General features: G+C 59.1%; 16 protein-coding genes. 10 read left to right on the top strand and 6 right to left on the bottom strand.

Annotated elements, in window-relative coordinates:
• Window positions 1-41: 41 nt before the first annotated feature.
• Window positions 42-248 carry a cold-shock protein gene (locus tag WNY61_RS13645; protein ID WP_007117962.1) on the bottom strand — a complete coding sequence of 69 codons (207 nt, stop codon included), beginning with the start codon at window positions 246-248 and terminating at the stop codon, window positions 42-44.
• Between the two features lie 331 nt (window positions 249-579).
• Here WNY61_RS13645 and WNY61_RS13640 point away from each other — a divergent pair, with 331 nt between their 5' ends.
• Together WNY61_RS13640 and preA are read left to right on the top strand one after the other, a co-directional pair.
• Window positions 580-1,911, top strand: coding sequence for an NAD(P)-dependent oxidoreductase (locus WNY61_RS13640; protein WP_342851967.1), 1,332 nt, complete (start codon window positions 580-582; stop codon window positions 1,909-1,911).
• 25 nt (window positions 1,912-1,936) lie between these two features.
• On the top strand, window positions 1,937-3,250 hold the full coding sequence (gene preA / locus WNY61_RS13635) for an NAD-dependent dihydropyrimidine dehydrogenase subunit PreA (protein ID WP_342851966.1): 1,314 nt from the start codon (window positions 1,937-1,939) through the stop codon (window positions 3,248-3,250).
• A gap of 22 nt (window positions 3,251-3,272) precedes the next feature.
• Here the strand turns inward: preA and WNY61_RS13630 are convergent, their stop codons facing one another.
• Together WNY61_RS13630 and WNY61_RS13625 are read right to left on the bottom strand one after the other, a co-directional pair.
• Window positions 3,273-3,473, bottom strand: coding sequence for a hypothetical protein (locus WNY61_RS13630; protein WP_342851965.1), 201 nt, complete (start codon window positions 3,471-3,473; stop codon window positions 3,273-3,275).
• 109 nt (window positions 3,474-3,582) lie between these two features.
• Complete coding sequence (locus WNY61_RS13625; protein WP_342851964.1) at window positions 3,583-4,209, bottom strand: TetR family transcriptional regulator C-terminal domain-containing protein; 627 nt, start codon at window positions 4,207-4,209, stop codon at window positions 3,583-3,585.
• Window positions 4,210-4,365: 156 nt separating this feature from the next.
• Here WNY61_RS13625 and WNY61_RS13620 point away from each other — a divergent pair, with 156 nt between their 5' ends.
• The 6 genes from WNY61_RS13620 to WNY61_RS13595 all read left to right on the top strand — a co-directional run bounded on the left by WNY61_RS13620 (window position 4,366) and on the right by WNY61_RS13595 (window position 10,721).
• On the top strand, window positions 4,366-5,616 hold the full coding sequence (locus WNY61_RS13620) for a Zn-dependent hydrolase (protein WP_342851963.1): 1,251 nt from the start codon (window positions 4,366-4,368) through the stop codon (window positions 5,614-5,616).
• Between the two features lie 75 nt (window positions 5,617-5,691).
• On the top strand, window positions 5,692-7,152 hold the full coding sequence (gene hydA, locus WNY61_RS13615) for a dihydropyrimidinase (protein ID WP_342851962.1): 1,461 nt from the start codon (window positions 5,692-5,694) through the stop codon (window positions 7,150-7,152).
• Window positions 7,153-7,226: 74 nt separating this feature from the next.
• Window positions 7,227-8,012 (top strand): ABC transporter ATP-binding protein, encoded by a 786-nt coding sequence (locus tag WNY61_RS13610; protein WP_342851961.1) that lies wholly within the window; start codon window positions 7,227-7,229, stop codon window positions 8,010-8,012.
• Complete coding sequence (locus WNY61_RS13605; protein WP_342851960.1) at window positions 8,012-8,872, top strand: ABC transporter permease; 861 nt, start codon at window positions 8,012-8,014, stop codon at window positions 8,870-8,872. The genes WNY61_RS13610 and WNY61_RS13605 overlap by 1 nt, the downstream gene beginning before the upstream one ends.
• On the top strand, window positions 8,872-9,711 hold the full coding sequence (locus WNY61_RS13600; protein ID WP_342852018.1) for an ABC transporter permease: 840 nt from the start codon (window positions 8,872-8,874) through the stop codon (window positions 9,709-9,711). Before WNY61_RS13605 ends, WNY61_RS13600 begins: the two co-directional genes overlap by 1 nt.
• 29 nt (window positions 9,712-9,740) lie before the next feature.
• Entirely contained in the window at window positions 9,741-10,721 is a 981-nt protein-coding gene (locus WNY61_RS13595) for an ABC transporter substrate-binding protein (RefSeq protein ID WP_342851959.1), read from the top strand.
• A 330-nt stretch (window positions 10,722-11,051) separates the two neighbouring features.
• Here the strand turns inward: WNY61_RS13595 and WNY61_RS13590 are convergent, their stop codons facing one another.
• The gene (locus tag WNY61_RS13590; RefSeq protein WP_342851958.1) at window positions 11,052-11,603 is read right to left on the bottom strand and encodes a L,D-transpeptidase; all 552 of its coding nucleotides are present in this window, start codon (window positions 11,601-11,603) and stop codon (window positions 11,052-11,054) included.
• A 143-nt stretch (window positions 11,604-11,746) separates the two neighbouring features.
• Window positions 11,747-11,953, bottom strand: coding sequence for a cold-shock protein (locus tag WNY61_RS13585; RefSeq protein WP_007117950.1), 207 nt, complete (start codon window positions 11,951-11,953; stop codon window positions 11,747-11,749).
• A gap of 376 nt (window positions 11,954-12,329) precedes the next feature.
• On the opposite strand from WNY61_RS13585, the gene WNY61_RS13580 reads away from it, so the two are divergent.
• The gene (locus WNY61_RS13580; RefSeq protein WP_342851957.1) at window positions 12,330-13,307 is read left to right on the top strand and encodes a response regulator; all 978 of its coding nucleotides are present in this window, start codon (window positions 12,330-12,332) and stop codon (window positions 13,305-13,307) included.
• A 150-nt stretch (window positions 13,308-13,457) separates the two neighbouring features.
• On the opposite strand, the gene ettA is transcribed toward WNY61_RS13580, so the two are convergent.
• Complete coding sequence (ettA, locus tag WNY61_RS13575) at window positions 13,458-15,113, bottom strand: energy-dependent translational throttle protein EttA (RefSeq protein WP_342851956.1); 1,656 nt, start codon at window positions 15,111-15,113, stop codon at window positions 13,458-13,460.
• A 356-nt stretch (window positions 15,114-15,469) separates the two neighbouring features.
• Between ettA and WNY61_RS13570 the strand changes: the two genes are divergently transcribed.
• A complete protein-coding gene (locus WNY61_RS13570) occupies window positions 15,470-15,907 on the top strand; it encodes a universal stress protein (RefSeq protein WP_007117947.1) in 438 nt (145 codons plus the stop codon).
• Window positions 15,908-15,915: the final 8 nt, after the last annotated feature.

Here is a 15,915-nt window from a genome sequence, read left to right as displayed (position 1 = left end):
GGACGCCGCAGCGTCCGTTTCAAACCTATGAATTGGCCAGATCAGGCTAGCGCGATGTTGCTCGCGCTTTCGCGGCCATCGCGGCCCGCTTCGACATCGAACGTCACTTTCTGATTATCGGCCAGCCCGGTCAGGCCGGCGCGCTCTACCGCAGAAATATGAACAAAGATGTCCTTGCCGCCGGTGTCCGGCGCGATGAACCCGAAGCCTTTAGTCGTGTTGAACCATTTTACAGTGCCAGTAGCCATGACCCCTGTCTCCCTTTTGTCAGATCTGCCCGCAACATGCGGCAGCGTGGCTCGGTCGAATTCGTGATCGCTGGAGCCTTGGGGCAGCCGGGTCGAAAAGTATTCGCGTCGCAGTTGCGATATTGGAATCTCTAATCTTAAAATCAAGGATTTTTCCTGCTGCAAGGCCAGCAGGCAAGGATACGCCCATGATTATAACCTCCCTGTTACAAAACTGGCAGGTGCCACGGGTTTTTCCAGCATTGAGGTATTTCAAAAATTTACCAGTTGATAAAAAAATGATTCCGTGTGAGCATTTTCAAAACACCAAGAAAACGACAGGGATTTTGATATGGCACGTGATGTCTTTGAGCCGGGGATCGTACCGGGGCGGCTGGCGCCGCAGAACTACGATGAGGGGTTTTCGGATTTGCATCCGCCCTTGGATGAGCATGAGGCATTGGTTGCGGCGGACCGCTGTTACTTCTGCCACGATGCGCCTTGCATGACGGCCTGTCCGACCGACATCGACATTCCGCTGTTCATCCGCCAGATCGCCACCGGCACGCCGGATGCTGCGGCCAAGACGATCCTAAGCCAGAACATTCTGGGCGGCATGTGCGCCCGTGTTTGTCCGACAGAGACGCTTTGCGAAGAGGTCTGCGTGCGGGAGGTTGCCGAGGGCAAGCCAGTGCTGATCGGTCAGTTGCAGCGTTATGCGACGGACCACTTGCAGGCGAAGGGTGTGCATCCATTTGAGCGTGCTGCCGTGACCGGCAAACGTGTTGCTGTCGTTGGCGCGGGCCCGGCGGGTCTGTCCTGTGCGCACCGTTTGGCGATGCTGGGCCATGACGTTGAAATCCTCGATGCGCGGCCCAAGCCCGGCGGGCTGAACGAATATGGCATTGCTGCCTATAAGACACCCAACGGTTTTGCGCAGGCTGAAGTGGATTGGCTGATGCAGATCGGCGGCATCACGTTCCGCCATGAAACAGCCGTGGGTCGCGATGTCACTTTGGCCGAGCTGAAGGACGACTATGACGCGGTCTTCCTCGGCATGGGGCTGGTGGGCGTGAACGCTCTGGGTGCCGATGGCGAGGACAAGGCAGGGATCGCCAATGCGGTCGATTTCATCTCGGAACTGCGCCAGTCGGGGGACATGTCCAGCGTGCCGATTGGCCGCGACGTAGTGGTGATCGGTGGTGGCATGACGGCGGTGGATGCTGCGGTTCAGGCTAAGCTTTTGGGCGCGCTGAACGTGACGCTGGTTTATCGCCGTGGACGGGATCGGATGAACGCGAGTGTGTTTGAGCAGGATCTTGCGGCCTCCAAGGGCGTGCGGATCGTGACCCATGCGGTGCCGATTGCGGTGCATGGCAACGGGTCGGTGCGGGAGATTGAGTTTGAATATGTCGATGAGGCCATGAAAGGCACCGGGCAGACCCTGCGTTTGCAGGCCGACCAAGTGTTTAAGGCCATCGGTCAGACGCTATTAGGCGACGGGCTACCGGAACTCGACGGGCGCAAGATCAAGGTGGATGGCACAGGACGCACCAGCCTTGACCGGGTCTGGGCCGGGGGCGATTGCGCCAGCGGCGGCGATGACCTGACCGTGACTGCCGTGGCCGAGGGCCGCGATGCGGCGATCGACATTCACACCACATTGATGGGGGCGGCGGGCTAAGGCTGCGCTGAGAGGGAGACACAACATGGCTGATCTGAGAAGCGAATTCATCGGGATCAAATCCCCCAACCCGTTCTGGCTGGCCTCCGCACCGCCGACGGACAAGGAATACAATGTGCGCCGCGCCTATGAAGCGGGCTGGGGCGGAGTGGTCTGGAAGACCCTCGGCATGGAAGGCCCGCCGGTGGTGAACGTAAACGGCCCGCGGTATGGCGCGATCTATGGCGCGGACCGACGGTTGCTGGGGCTTAACAACATCGAGTTGATCACAGACCGCCCGCTGGAGGTGAACCTGCGCGAGATGAAGGCGGTCAAACGTGATTACCCTGACCGCGCGCTGATCGCGTCGATCATGGTGCCCTGTGAGGAGGAAGCTTGGAAAGCGATCCTGCCGCATGTGGAGGAAACTGGTGCCGACGGGATCGAGCTGAACTTCGGCTGCCCGCATGGGATGGCCGAGCGTGGCATGGGCTCTGCCGTGGGGCAGGTGCCGGAATATATCGAAATGGTCACCCGCTGGTGCAAGATGTACACCCGCATGCCGGTGATCGTGAAACTGACGCCGAACATCACGAATGTGCTCTACCCCGCAGAGGCCGCCAAACGCGGTGGCGCGGATGCGGTGAGCCTGATCAACACAATCAACTCCATCACCTCGGTCGATCTGGACCTTTTTGCGCCCGAGCCGATGATCGACGGCAAAGGCACCCACGGCGGCTATTGCGGCCCTGCGGTGAAGCCGATTGCGCTGAACATGGTGGCCGAGATTGCCCGCAATCCTGAAACCCACGGCCTGCCAATCAGTGGCATTGGCGGCGTCACCACATGGCGCGACGCGGCGGAGTTTCTGGCCCTTGGCGCGGGCAATGTGCAGGTCTGCACGGCGGCCATGACCTATGGCTTCAAGGTTGTCCAAGAGATGATCTCGGGCCTGTCGGAGTATATGGACGAGAAGGGCATGACCTCGGTCGAAGAGCTTGTGGGGCGCGCGGTGCCGAATGTTACCGACTGGAACCAGCTGAACCTGAACTACGTCGCCAAGGCGAAGATCGATCAGGATCTTTGCATCTCTTGTGGCCGCTGTTTTGCCGCCTGCGAAGACACCAGCCACCAAGCGATTGCCATGTCCGAAGACCGCACATTCACGGTGATCGACGAAGAATGCGTGGCTTGTAACCTCTGCGTCAATGTCTGCCCGGTCGAGGATTGTATCTCGATGGAGCCACTGGCCGCGGGCGCGACTGACCTGCGCACTGGCAAGACAGTCACGCCCGACTACGCCAACTGGACCACGCACCCCAATAACCCTTCTGCCAAAACAGTTGAGCCAGCGGAGTAAGGCGAGAGCCGTCGCCCCGCGTTCAGGATTTCCTGAGCGTCGGGGCGGTGGTGTGCGTGGCCGGTGGCAGGCTTATCTCTCCCACATTACGCCGCGCGGCAAGCAGTGCCATGGCCGCATCGAGTGCCATCTGGTCGTGCTTTCTGGTTCTGTCAATAGCCGCCTCATCAGACCCCTTAGTTTGTTGCGCAGCCTTTGCGCCGTTCAAAAAACCTACATTCATCACTGCCCCTTTTCATCTTAAGGAGCCCACACCCACGGGCAGACTGCGCGAAACGCGCTAACAAGCCGTTAAGCGGCGCCCGTTTCGGAGGTTAAGGTTAACGGCCCGTTTACTGCGCCGGAAGGTCCAAAAGCGCGCCAAACATCGCTTGAAGATGCGCCTGCGCGCGGGGGCGGGGATCGGTCTCAGGCCCGAGCAGGACTTGCGCCTGCGCCTCGAAATCCGCGTAGTGCTGCGTCGTGGCCCAGATCGAGAAAATCAGATGTTGCGGGTCCAGCGGGGGCAGCTTCCCCTCGCTCACCCAGCCCGCGATCACGGCGCATTTTTCGTCGAATAGGGGTTTGAGGTGGCGGTGCAGCTCTGGCTCAATCCGCGGGGCGCCCTGCAGAATTTCGTTGGCGAACAGCCGACTTTCGCGCGGCAATTCGCGCGACATGGTTAGCTTGCGTTCGACATAGTCCAAAATCTCGCGCCGCGGATCGCCGTCGGGGTCGAGTTCCACCAAGGGGTCGAGCCATGTCTCCATAAGCTGCGACAACAAAGTGACGTGAATGTCTTCTTTGCCATTGAAGTAATAAAGAATATTCGGTTTGCTCAGCCCAGCTTCGGCCGCGATTTGATCCAACGTGGCGCCGCGGTAGCCGTGCTTTGAGAAGACTTCGAGCGCGGCATCTAGAATCACCCGGCGGTTGCGCTGCTGGATGCGGCTGGGTTTTTTGGCGGTACTTTCGGGCAAGGCAATGATCCTTGGTGCTGCTTAAAAAGGCGTTTGCCGGATCGGCGGCGGGTTGTTTCAAACCAGTTCTTGACAGAGCCTAACCTAATCGCAATCGTGGATTTACCAAATGGTAAAAAAACAACACGGCCAAAGCCGATGACAGAGGAGTGACCTATGCCCGCGCCCGGAGAGAACCTCAAGATTGATCCTGACCGTCTGTGGGATTCCTTGATGGAAATGGCCAAGATCGGCCCCGGCGTCGCGGGGGGGAATAACCGTCAGACGCTGACCGACGAAGATGCCGAAGGCCGCGCGCTGTTCCAGAAGTGGTGCGAAGAGGCGGGCTGCACCATGGGTCTTGATCAGATGGGCAATATGTTTGCCCACCGCGAGGGCACCGACCCTGAGGCGCTGCCGGTCTATGTGGGCAGCCACCTCGACACTCAGCCGACGGGCGGGAAATACGATGGCATCCTTGGCGTGCTGGGAGGGCTTGAGATCCTGCGCACCATGAATGATCTCGGCATCAAGACCAAACACCCGATTGTTGTGACCAACTTCACCAACGAAGAAGGCACCCGTTACGCCCCCGCGATGCTGTCGTCGGGGGTTTTTGCTGGCATCCACACGCAAGAATGGGCTTACGAGCGCACCGATGCGGAAGGCAAAAGCTTTGGCGATGAGCTAAAGCGGATCGGCTGGCGCGGCGAAGAAGAGGTCGGCGCACGCAAGATGCATGCCTTCTTTGAATTGCACATCGAACAGGGGCCGATTCTGGAGGCCGAGGGCAAGGACATCGGCGTGGTTACCCACGGGCAGGGCCTCAGCTGGACGCAAGTAACGATCACCGGCAAGGACAGCCACACCGGCTCAACCCCCATGCCAATGCGCCGCGATGCGGGGCTGGGCATGGCTCGGGTGCTGGAAAAAGTTAGCGAGATCGCCTGGTGCCATGCGCCGCATGCGGTGGGTGCTGCGGGCCATATCGAAGTCTATCCGAACAGCCGCAACGTGATTCCGGGCAAGACGGTCTTTACCGTTGATTTCCGTTCGCCCGACTTGTCGGTGATCGAGGGTATGGAAAAGCGTCTGCGCGATGAGGGCCAGAAGATCGCCGATGATATGGAGTTGCAGATCGAGTTTGAAAAGGTCGGCGGCTTTGACCCCGTGGCCTTCGACGAGGGCTGTGTCACGGCAGTGCGCAACGCAGCCGAACGGCTCGGCTATAGCCATATGAACCTGATCTCTGGTGCCGGACATGACGCCTGTTGGATTAACGCCGTGGCGCCGACTGCAATGGTGATGTGCCCCTGTGTCGATGGGCTAAGCCATAACGAGGCGGAAGAGATCACCAAAGATTGGGCCAAAGCCGGGGCTGATGTGCTGCTGCATGCGGTGCTGGAAACGGCAGAAATCGAAAGCTGAGCGTTCGGGCGGCGGTGTGGGGCTAAGCCCCAGACCCCCGGATATGATCAGCCAAAGAAGGATGGGGAGAATAAGATGAGCAAGGTAATCAAAGGCGGTACAGTCTGCACGGCGGATCGCACATGGAAAGCCGATGTGTTGATCGAGGGAGAGAAGATCAAGCAGATCGGCGAAAACCTGAAAGGCGACGAGTATATCGACGCGGAAGGCGCCTATGTGATCCCCGGCGGGATCGATCCGCATACGCATCTTGAGATGCCTTTCATGGGCACCACGGCGGCGGAGACATTTGAGACGGGCACCTGGGCGGCGGCCTGTGGCGGCACCACGATGGTGGTGGATTTCTGTCTGCCGGGTGCGGATGGCTCGATCAAGAACGCGATCAACGAGTGGCACCGCAAGTCCGCGCCGCAGATTTGCAGTGACATCGGCTATCACATGGCGATCACCGGCTGGGATGAGACCGTCTTTAACGAGATGAAAGACGCCGTCGACATGGGGGTGAACAGCTTCAAGCACTTCATGGCCTACAAGGGCGCGTTAATGATTGAAGACGACGAGATGTTCGCGTCGTTCAAACGCTGTGCCGAGTTGGGCGCGCTGCCGATGGTCCATGCCGAGAATGGCGATCTGGTTGCCGAGTTGCAGCAGAAGTATTTCGATCAGGGGATCACCGGGCCTGAGGGCCACGCCTATTCGCGCCCGCCGGAGTTGGAAGGTGAGGCGGCAAACCGTGCGATCACCATCGCTGATACCGCCGGCGTGCCCCTGTATATCGTGCATGTCTCCTGCGAGCAGACCCATGAGGCGATCCGCCGGGCGCGGCAAAAGGGGATGCGGATTTACGGCGAGCCGCTGATCCAATTCCTGACGCTGGATGAGTCCGAGTATTTCAACAAGGATTGGGACCATGCCGCCCGCCGCGTGATGTCGCCGCCCTTCCGCAGTAAAGACCATCAGGACAGCCTCTGGGCTGGGTTGCAGGCGGGCAGCTTGCAGGTGGTGGCGACGGACCACGCGGCCTTCAGCACTGAGCAGAAGCGCGCGGGGCGCGATGATTTCCGGATCATTCCCAACGGCTCGAACGGGTTGGAGGAACGGCTTGCCGTGCTTTGGACCGAAGGGGTGGAGACGGGGCGGCTTACGCCCAATGAGTTCGTCGCCGCGACCTCGACCAATATCGCTAAAATCCTCAACATCTACCCACAGAAGGGCGCGATAGTCGAAGGGGCGGACGCCGACATCGTGGTTTGGGATCCCAAGATCACCAAGACGATCAGTACGGCGAACCACCATTCGATCCTTGATTACAACGTCTTTGAAGGGTTCGAGGTCACGGCGCAAAGCCGCTATACGCTCAGCCGCGGTGAGGTAATCTGGGCCTGGGGTCAGAACAGCCAGCCGCAACCGGGACGCGGGCGTTTCGTGCCGCGCCCAGCCTTCCCCAGTGGCAATGTCGCGCTCAGCAAGTGGAAGGAGCTCAACAGCCCCAAGATGATCAAGCGCGATCCGCTGAACATTCCGGCAGGGATCTGAAGGATGTAGAACGACGCCGACAATCAGGTAAAGCGCCGCGCTAAAAGCGGCCGACCAACAGGGAAGTTAAATTAGTGAATGACAGCCAGAGCGTGATCAGCGCCAGCAATCTAGATCTGACCTTTCAAACCAACGACGGGCCGGTTCATGCGTTGAAAGACGTGAACCTTGATATCCATAAAGGGGATTTCGTCAGCTTTATCGGCCCGTCGGGCTGTGGCAAGACGACCTTTCTGCGGGTGATGGCCGACCTTGAACAGCCCACCGGCGGGCGGGTCACTATCAACGGTGTCTCGCCGGAAGAAGCGCGCAAATCGCGGGCTTACGGCTATGTGTTTCAAGCCGCAGGTCTGTACCCGTGGCGCACCATCGGCGGCAACATCCGTCTGCCGCTTGAGATCATGGGCATCCCCCGCGCTGAGCAGGCCGAACGGGTGCAGCGGGTACTGGAACTGGTTGAGCTCAGCGGGTTTGAAAAGAAATTCCCTTGGCAGCTTTCGGGCGGGATGCAGCAGCGCGCATCTATCGCCCGGGCGCTGTCTTTTGATGCCGATATCCTGCTGATGGACGAACCCTTTGGCGCGCTGGACGAAATCGTGCGCGACCACTTGAATGAGCAGCTTTTGAAGCTTTGGGCGCGGACGGAAAAGACCATCGCTTTCGTCACGCACTCGATCCCTGAGGCGGTGTATCTGTCGACCAAGATCGTTGTGATGAGCCCGCGCCCCGGCAGGATCGCCGATGTGATCGAAAGCCCGCTGCCACGCGAACGGCCTTTGGAAATACGCGAAAGCCCGGAGTTTCTTGAGATCGCGCATCGCGTCCGTGAAGGGCTCCGCGCCGGGCATGGGGACGATTAATGCGTAACATTCTCCCCATTCTAACGGTCGTGGGTCTGTTGATTGTCGTTTGGTATGGCGCAGCCGTCGGGCTGAACGCGCAATGGGCGCGGGATGTGGCGGCGCGGGCGGACAAAACGCTGACATTCTCGGAACTGGTGGCCGACACCTGGTCGCAAGATAAACCCAAATTGCCCGCACCGCATCAGGTGGGGGCCGAACTGTGGGAGACCACGGTGATGAAGAAGGTCACGTCGAAACGTTCGCTGGTCTATCACACCTGGGTCACCTTCAGCGCGACCTTCCTTGGCTTTGTCATGGGCACTGCGCTTGGCACGCTGCTGGCGGTGGGGATCGTGTTCAACCGCACAATGGACATGTCCGTGATGCCTTGGGTGATCGCCAGCCAGACCATCCCAATCTTGGCCATCGCGCCGATGATCATCGTGGTTTTGAATGCTGTGGGCCTGTCGGGCCTGCTGCCCAAGGCGATCATCAGCATGTATCTGTCGTTTTTCCCGGTGGTCGTGGGCATGGTAAAAGGGCTGCGCAGCCCGGATCAGATGCAGCTAGACCAGATGCGCACGTGGCACGCGAGCGGGTGGCAGACGTTTTGGAAACTGCGGTTGCCCTCGTCGATGCCGTATTTCTTTACCTCGCTAAAGGTCGGGGTCGCGGCCTCGCTGGTGGGGGCCATTGTGGGTGAAATGCCGACCGGAGCGGTTGCGGGCCTTGGCGCGCGTCTGTTGGCGGGAAGCTACTATGGGCAAACGGTCCAGATTTGGAGCGCGCTTCTCATGGCGGCGGCATTGGCAGCAGCAATGGTGGGGCTGATCGGGTTGATCCAACGGGTCACGCTGAAACGGATGGGGATGGCATGATGGGCTGGGTAGTTTTCGCCATCGTCGCTTGGCTGGTCGGGCTGTCGATTAACGTCTGGCTGGCGCGGCAAAAGCCGTCCGGCTGGGCGTCGCTCGCTTCGCCGATTGTCTTCGGTCTGACGCTCATCGCCGTTTGGGAAGGGGTGGTGCGCGGTTTCGACATCAACCAAGTGCTGCTGCCCGCGCCATCGGTGATTGCTGCGCGGTTTGCGACCTCGCTGGACATTCTCTGGGTCGACTTTGTGCAGACCGTCATCAAGGGCGCGCTGAGCGGGTATATCATCGGCTGTGGCGCAGCGTTCCTGACGGCGCTGGCGATTGACCGTTTTCCGTTTCTGCAACGGGGGCTGCTGCCGGTGGGCAACTTCGTGGCCGCGCTGCCGATCATCGGCATGGCGCCGATCATGGTGATGTGGTTCGGCTTTGGCTGGCAGTCCAAGGCGGCGATTGTGGTGGTGATGGTGTTTTTCCCGATGCTGGTGAACACGGTGCAGGGGTTGCAAGCCAGCGATTCCATGCAACGCGACCTTATGCGGACCTATGCGGCGGGCTATTGGCGGACGTTGCTGAAACTGCGTCTGCCTGCAGCAATGCCATTTGTCTTCAACGGGTTGAAGATTGGCACCACCTTGGCCCTCATTGGCGCCATCGTTGCTGAATTCTTTGGCTCTCCGGTGCTTGGCATGGGGTTCCGCATCTCTACTTCGGTGGGACAGCTTGCCCTAGACCTCGTCTGGGCCGAGATTGTCGTGGCGGCGATCGCCGGATCGGCGTTCTATGGTATTATGGCCCTGGTCGAGGGCCGGGTGACCTTCTGGCACCCCAGTCAACGAAACTGAACAACGACCAACCAACAGGGAGAACAATAATGAAAAATATCACGAAGATCACCGCAGGGGTCGCCTTGGGCCTTTGGGGCGGCATGGCGCAGGCGGCAGATGACCTGACCTTGCAGCTTAAATGGGTGACCCAAGCCCAGTTCGGCGGCTATTACGTCGCCAAGGATAAAGGGTTTTACGAAGAAGAAGGGCTGAACGTCACAATCAAGCCAGGCGGGCCCGATATCGCGCCGGTGCAGGTGCTGCTCGGCGGCGGTGCTGACGTAATGGTCGATTGGCTGCCCTCGGCGCTGGCTGCGCGGGAAAAGGGCGCGGCGATTGTGAACATCGCGCAGCCTTTCGCGAAATCCGGGCTGATGCTGACCTGCCTTAAAGAGCACGGTATCGAGAGCCCCGAAGACTTCCCCGGCAACACGCTGGGCACATGGTTCTTTGGTAATGAAATTCCGCTGCTAAGCTGGATGGGCAAGTTGGGCTATGCCACGGACGGCTCAGAAGGCGGCGTGACGATCCAAAAGATCAACTTCAACGTTGATCCGCTGCTGCAAAAGCAGGTCGAATGCGCCACCACCATGACCTACAATGAATACTGGCAGGTAATCGACGCCGGGCTGACGCCTGAGAACCTGGTGGTCTTCAAATATGAGGACGAGGGCATCTCGACGCTAGAAGATGGTCTTTATACCACCGAAGAGAACCTTGAAGACCCAGAGATGGTCGACAAGCTGGCACGTTTCGTGCGGGCCTCGATGAAGGGCTGGAAATACGCCGAGGAAAACGTCGAGGAAGCCGCTGAGATCGTGCTGGAGAATGACCAGACCGGTGCGCAGACAGAAAAGCACCAGACCCGGATGATGGGCGAGATTGCCAAACTGACGATGGGCAGCGATGGCCGTTTGGATGAGGCCGCGTTTGACCGTAGCGCGGAAATCACCATGGAAGGTGGGATGATCACCAAAGCGCCCGAGGGCGCGTGGACCCACGACATCACGGATAAAGCGCTTCAGTAAGGTTTGAGGACGATGAAAGGGGAGGGGCCGGTGCTTTGCGCTGGCCCCTTTTTATTTGTGCTAGGTCGAGATAGTCGCTTGGCCCGGAATCAAGCCGCAGGCGCCGGGCCATCGCCTGCCCGTCCCGGTGGGGAGGCGATTTGGTGAGGCTGGCTTTGCTTTTGCTAGCGCACAACAAAGCTGCGCCATAAAGTGGCAATGCACTCTGTTGTAATCGCCACCCCACGGGCAGGCGCTGCCCCTCTCATCTGGAGCTGATGTAGACGCTTAGTGGGTTGATCAAAGAAGGCCGGGTTTAAACCTCGCTTTTGCTCACCCTTAGATGGGTGCTTAAAGCACCGTAACCTTTGTCCCAATCGGCACGCGTTGGTACAGATCGACGACATGTTCGTTCAGCATGCGGATGCACCCGTTAGAGACCGAGCGCCCGATGGAGTTCGGCTGGGTCGTGCCATGAATGCGGAAATACGTGTCGCGCCCGTTTTGGAACAGGTAAAGCGCCCGCGCGCCAAGGGGATTGCCGGGACCGCCGGGCTGGGCGTCGGTATTGCCGATGAAGCGTTGGTACGCCTGCGGCTCACGTTCAATCATCTCATTGGTCGGGCGCCATGTGGGCCATTCTTTTTTGACGTCGATGGTCGCGGTGCCGGTGAACTCCAGCCCCGCTTTGCCGACGCCGACGCCGTAGCGCATCGCTTGGCCCGGGGCGGTCACCAGATAGAGGTAGTGACTGCGCGGCAGGATGAGCAATTGACCGGGCGCATATTGTGCTTTCACCGGCACGGCCTGCGGTTTGGGGTCATAAGCAGCGGTGCGGGCTTGCGCCATTAGGGGGAGGGCGGCGGCTGCCACGGTGCTGGTCAGAAAGGTACGGCGGCGCATGGCGAGCTCCATCTTGATGTCGGTGTTCTGCCGCGCATTGTGCCACGGCGGCACATTTTAGCAAGGCTGGACATAAAAAAACCGACCTGCCGTTGCCAGCAGGTCGGTTAAAATTCTTGGGTCAGGGCCGAAGCCCCCGGCCATTAGGCCAGCGCGATGTTGGTCGCGGACTCGCGGCCGTCACGGCCTGCTTCGATGTCGAAGGTCACTTTCTGGTTGTCGGCCAGGCCGGTCAGGCCAGCGCGCTCAACAGCGGAAATGTGAACGAAAACGTCTTTGCTGCCGCCATCGGGAGCAATGAAGCCGAAGCCTTTAGTTGTGTTGAACCATTTTACGGTGCCAGTGGCCATATCCGTAGTCTCCATATTTATGCCATCCGCTTAAGTGCGATGGCCCGGCGTTGTTGGTCTGGATCGATAGACTGAGCGCCGTATGAGGGAGACAGTGGGTCGAAAAAGATAACGTCTGCAGCGCCTATATTGCATTGGGAGGGGATTCGTTCAAGGGGCAACGCATATTAGGCCGCAACGACCGTGCCGCTACTCTGATTATCGGCAAATTACTGCCATAAAATTCTCAAAAACCTCTGATTCATAGGGAATACCATCAAATTGGCTGTCTCAAGTTTGTCTAAAACCTGTCTCATTGCTGCCCGGCATAGGTGGTTTCTTGCCAGAAAGCCCCAAGTGCGCCTGCCAGCGCGCCCCTCATGCGGAGAAATGAGACATGATGCGTATCCTTGCTGTAGACGATGACCCGGTCATCCTCGACCTTCTTACCGGCTGTCTGACCGAAAATGACAATTACGAGCTGACCTGCTGTGAAAGTTCGGAGGAGGCGCTTGATATCATGCAAGAGTCGAACCAGCCTTTTGATTCATTCCTACTGGATATCATGATGCCGGGCATCAACGGGATCAGCCTATGTGAGATGATCCGTGATGTGCCTTACTACCGGGCGGTGCCGATCATTATGATCACCGCCAGCAAAGAGCCTGCAATGATGCAGCGGGCCTTTGATGCGGGGGCGACTGATTTCTTGTGCAAGCCTTTGGACGGCGTCGAGCTCAGCGCGCGGATCAATGCCGCTAGCATGCTCAACGCCTCCCTCCTGCGGGAACGTGAGGCGCAGCATACGCTGGCTGAGATGACGCAGATGATGCAAATCCGCTTTGATGAGGATTTCGACCTCGATGTGTCGGCCTGTAGCGACGTGTCAGCGTTGGAGAATTACCTGCTGCGCTTGCCGAGCGGTTGTTTCTCGATGAGCCTTTTTTCGATCTCGGTCGACGGTGCCCGCGGCATCTATCGCGCGGTCAAGGCGCCAGCCTTCCGCCGTCAGATGGAACAAGTGGCCCGTGCTTCCGTGCATTCGCTGGAGGGGATGCGCTTTCATCTGGCCTATGCAGGCAGTGGCCGTTTTATCGGTGTGGTCATGAGCCGCGCGCGGCTGAACACGGCGTCGATGGCCGAGCGAATGCGCGCGCATCTGCAAGAGAACTGGGACGGAAAAGGCATGAACGGCGGGCTGGCGCCGTCTTTGCAGGTCCATTCGGTGACCGAGCAGCGCCTCTGGTCGGGGCTTTCTGCCAGCAATAAGCTGCGCGAATATCTGCAGGGCTGGGATCCGCTGCACGGTTTGGCCCGGCATGACGAAGACAACCTGTTTGCCCAATTAGAGACCGCAATCGACGAAGAACGCTGAGGGCTCTGCTCGTTCTCAGGGGGTGCGAGGCGTCCGTCCTACCGAAAGGTAGGCGGACGTTTTGTTTTGCGGATTGCGATTGGCCGGAAGGGCTACAAAAAAAGGGCGACGGAAATCCGCCGCCCTCTATTTGCTGGGTACTAAGAAAGCTTACCGTGCGAATTTCTTGTGCTTCAGGCGCTTTGGTTCCAGCGCATCGGCACCCAGACGGCGCTTCTTGTCTTCTTCGTAGTCTTCAAAGTTGCCCTCGAACCACTCCACATGCGCTTCGCCTTCAAAGGCCATGATGTGCGTACAGATACGGTCGAGGAAGAAACGGTCGTGCGAGATGACCACGGCGCAGCCTGCGAAATCGACCAGCGCGTCTTCGAGCGCGCGGAGGGTTTCGACGTCGAGATCGTTGGTCGGTTCATCGAGCAGCAGCACGTTGCCGCCTTCTTTGAGCAGACGCGCCATGTGTACGCGGTTGCGTTCACCGCCCGACAGCAGGCCGACTTTCTTCTGCTGGTCGCCGCCCTTGAAGTTAAACGATGAGCAATAGGCGCGGCTGTTCACCTCGGCATCACCCAGCTTGATGATCTCGGCCCCGCCGGTGATCGCCTGCCAGACAGTGTCGTCATGGTTCAGATCATCGCGGGACTGATCGACATAGGACAAATCAACCGTGTCGCCGTATTCGATGGTGCCTTCATCGGGCGTTTCATGTCCGGTGAGCATCTTGAACAGCGTCGATTTACCCGCGCCGTTGGGGCCGATCACACCGACGATACCACCGGGTGGCAGGCTGAAATTCAGCCCATCAATCAGCTGCTTGTCGCCCATGTGCTTTTTCAGGCCTTCGACCTCGATCACCTTGTTGCCAAGGCGCGGGCCGTTGGGGATGACGATCTGGGCGCGGGCAAGTTTTTCGCGCTCGGAGGTTTCGGCCATCTCGTTATAGGCCGCAATACGCGCCTTGGATTTGGCCTGACGTGCCTTGGCACCCTGACGCATCCACTCAAGTTCGCGCTCAAGCGTCTTTTGCTTGGATTTGTCCTCGCGGGCCTCTTGGCTCAGGCGCTTGGCTTTTTGCTCCAGCCAATCCGAGTAGTTGCCCTCGTAAGGGATGCCGCGACCACGGTCCAACTCAAGAATCCAGCTGGTGATGTCATCAAGGAAATAACGGTCGTGGGTGACGGCAAGGATCGTGCCTTTGTAGTCGATCAAGTGCTGTTGCAGCCAAGCGATGGTTTCCGCGTCGAGGTGGTTGGTCGGTTCATCGAGCAGCAGCATATCGGGCGCTTCGAGCAGCAGTTTGCACAGCGCCACGCGGCGCGCTTCACCGCCCGAGAGGTTTTCCGGCATCGCGTCATCGGGCGGGCAGCGCAGCGCTTCCATCGATACGTCGATCTGGCTGTCGAGATCCCAAAGGTCTTGGGCGTCGATGTCGTCTTGCAGCTTGGCCATCTCATCGGCGGTCTCGTCGGAGTAGTTCATCGCCAGTTCGTTATAGCGATCAAGGATAGCCTTTTTCCCGGCCACGCCTTCCATGACGTTTTCGCGCACTGTCTTGGTCGGGTCGAGTTTGGGCTCCTGCGGCAGGTAGCCGACTTTGGCCCCCTCAGCGGCCCATGCTTCGCCGGTGAAATCCTTGTCGAGCCCGGCCATGATCTTGAGCAGGGTGGATTTACCCGCGCCGTTGACGCCGACGACACCGATCTTCACGCCGGGCAGGAAGTTCAGGTGGATGTTTTCGAATGTCTTCTTGCCCCCGGGGTAGGTCTTGGAGACGCCGGACATGTGATAGACGTATTGATAGGCAGCCATTTGGAGAATCCTCGAAACGCGATTTGGGGTTTGCAGTGCCATATCGCCCGGGCGGGGCAATATCAAACACTCTGTATATCTTGGGCCAGTCGCCCGGCGGAGCCTTGCGGAATCTGCCCAGTGGGTGCGCCCATGAAGCAGGACAGCGGGCGATTGTGCGGTTTTACAATGGTTTGGCAGGCGATCTGCACAGCCAGCAAGTTAAATTCAGTCGACTTTTCTGCGGTTTTCGCGCTAGGATTCTTTCAATCTACGATTGGGCGGCGATTTTCGGCCATCGTGGAGTAGGCAGGCTGAAAGCGGTGCTCACCCTTAGCGGTGCATCGACTGGCAGTCATAAAAACAGGGAAATACTCATGTCAAAATCCACAATCGTTGTGGGTCTGGACGGATCGGAGGCCGGCGCGCGTGCTTTGGCCTTCGCTCAGGCTCAGGCCAAACAGATCGGGGATTGTTCGATCACGGTTTGCTTTGTGATCGAATGGTCGCCTTTCACCTTTCAGACCAAGGAAGAGAACGAGCAGCGCCATATGCGGCGCGAGCAGGAGTTGCAGCGCGCCCATGACGTGGTGCTTGATCCGGCGGTGGCAGAGGCCAAAGCCTCGGGCGTGGAGGTCGAGGGGATCGTGCGGCACGGTGATGTGGCTGATATCCTTGAAGGTGTCGCCAAAAAGCGCGGTGCGATCCAGATCGTTGTCGGTCGGGTCGGTGAGCGCGGGCTTAAGCGGCTTTTTGGTGGGGTGACGGGCCGGTTGGTCGCAGGCTCCAGCGTGCCGGTCACGATTATTCCCTGAAAGGATAA

It is taken from the genome of Sulfitobacter sp. AS92 (genome assembly GCF_038900015.1).
Classification (GTDB): domain Bacteria; phylum Pseudomonadota; class Alphaproteobacteria; order Rhodobacterales; family Rhodobacteraceae; genus Sulfitobacter.
This window is presented reverse-complemented; position numbering and strand designations above follow the sequence as displayed.

What these genes read in the sequence shown, in the direction of transcription:
- preA (WP_342851966.1), top strand. Translation starts at nt 1,937, where the DNA reads ATGGCTGATCTGAGAAGCGAATTCATCGGGATCAAATCCCCCAACCCG.
- WNY61_RS13570 (WP_007117947.1), top strand. Translation starts at nt 15,470, where the DNA reads ATGTCAAAATCCACAATCGTTGTGGGTCTGGACGGATCGGAGGCCGGC.
- WNY61_RS13590 (WP_342851958.1), bottom strand. Translation starts at nt 11,603, where the DNA reads ATGCGCCGCCGTACCTTTCTGACCAGCACCGTGGCAGCCGCCGCCCTC.
- WNY61_RS13585 (WP_007117950.1), bottom strand. Translation starts at nt 11,953, where the DNA reads ATGGCCACTGGCACCGTAAAATGGTTCAACACAACTAAAGGCTTCGGC.
- WNY61_RS13580 (WP_342851957.1), top strand. Translation starts at nt 12,330, where the DNA reads ATGATGCGTATCCTTGCTGTAGACGATGACCCGGTCATCCTCGACCTT.
- WNY61_RS13630 (WP_342851965.1), bottom strand. Translation starts at nt 3,473, where the DNA reads ATGAATGTAGGTTTTTTGAACGGCGCAAAGGCTGCGCAACAAACTAAG.
- ettA (WP_342851956.1), bottom strand. Translation starts at nt 15,113, where the DNA reads ATGGCTGCCTATCAATACGTCTATCACATGTCCGGCGTCTCCAAGACC.
- WNY61_RS13640 (WP_342851967.1), top strand. Translation starts at nt 580, where the DNA reads ATGGCACGTGATGTCTTTGAGCCGGGGATCGTACCGGGGCGGCTGGCG.
- WNY61_RS13600 (WP_342852018.1), top strand. Translation starts at nt 8,872, where the DNA reads ATGGGCTGGGTAGTTTTCGCCATCGTCGCTTGGCTGGTCGGGCTGTCG.
- WNY61_RS13605 (WP_342851960.1), top strand. Translation starts at nt 8,012, where the DNA reads ATGCGTAACATTCTCCCCATTCTAACGGTCGTGGGTCTGTTGATTGTC.
- WNY61_RS13620 (WP_342851963.1), top strand. Translation starts at nt 4,366, where the DNA reads ATGCCCGCGCCCGGAGAGAACCTCAAGATTGATCCTGACCGTCTGTGG.
- hydA (WP_342851962.1), top strand. Translation starts at nt 5,692, where the DNA reads ATGAGCAAGGTAATCAAAGGCGGTACAGTCTGCACGGCGGATCGCACA.
- WNY61_RS13645 (WP_007117962.1), bottom strand. Translation starts at nt 248, where the DNA reads ATGGCTACTGGCACTGTAAAATGGTTCAACACGACTAAAGGCTTCGGG.
- WNY61_RS13595 (WP_342851959.1), top strand. Translation starts at nt 9,741, where the DNA reads ATGAAAAATATCACGAAGATCACCGCAGGGGTCGCCTTGGGCCTTTGG.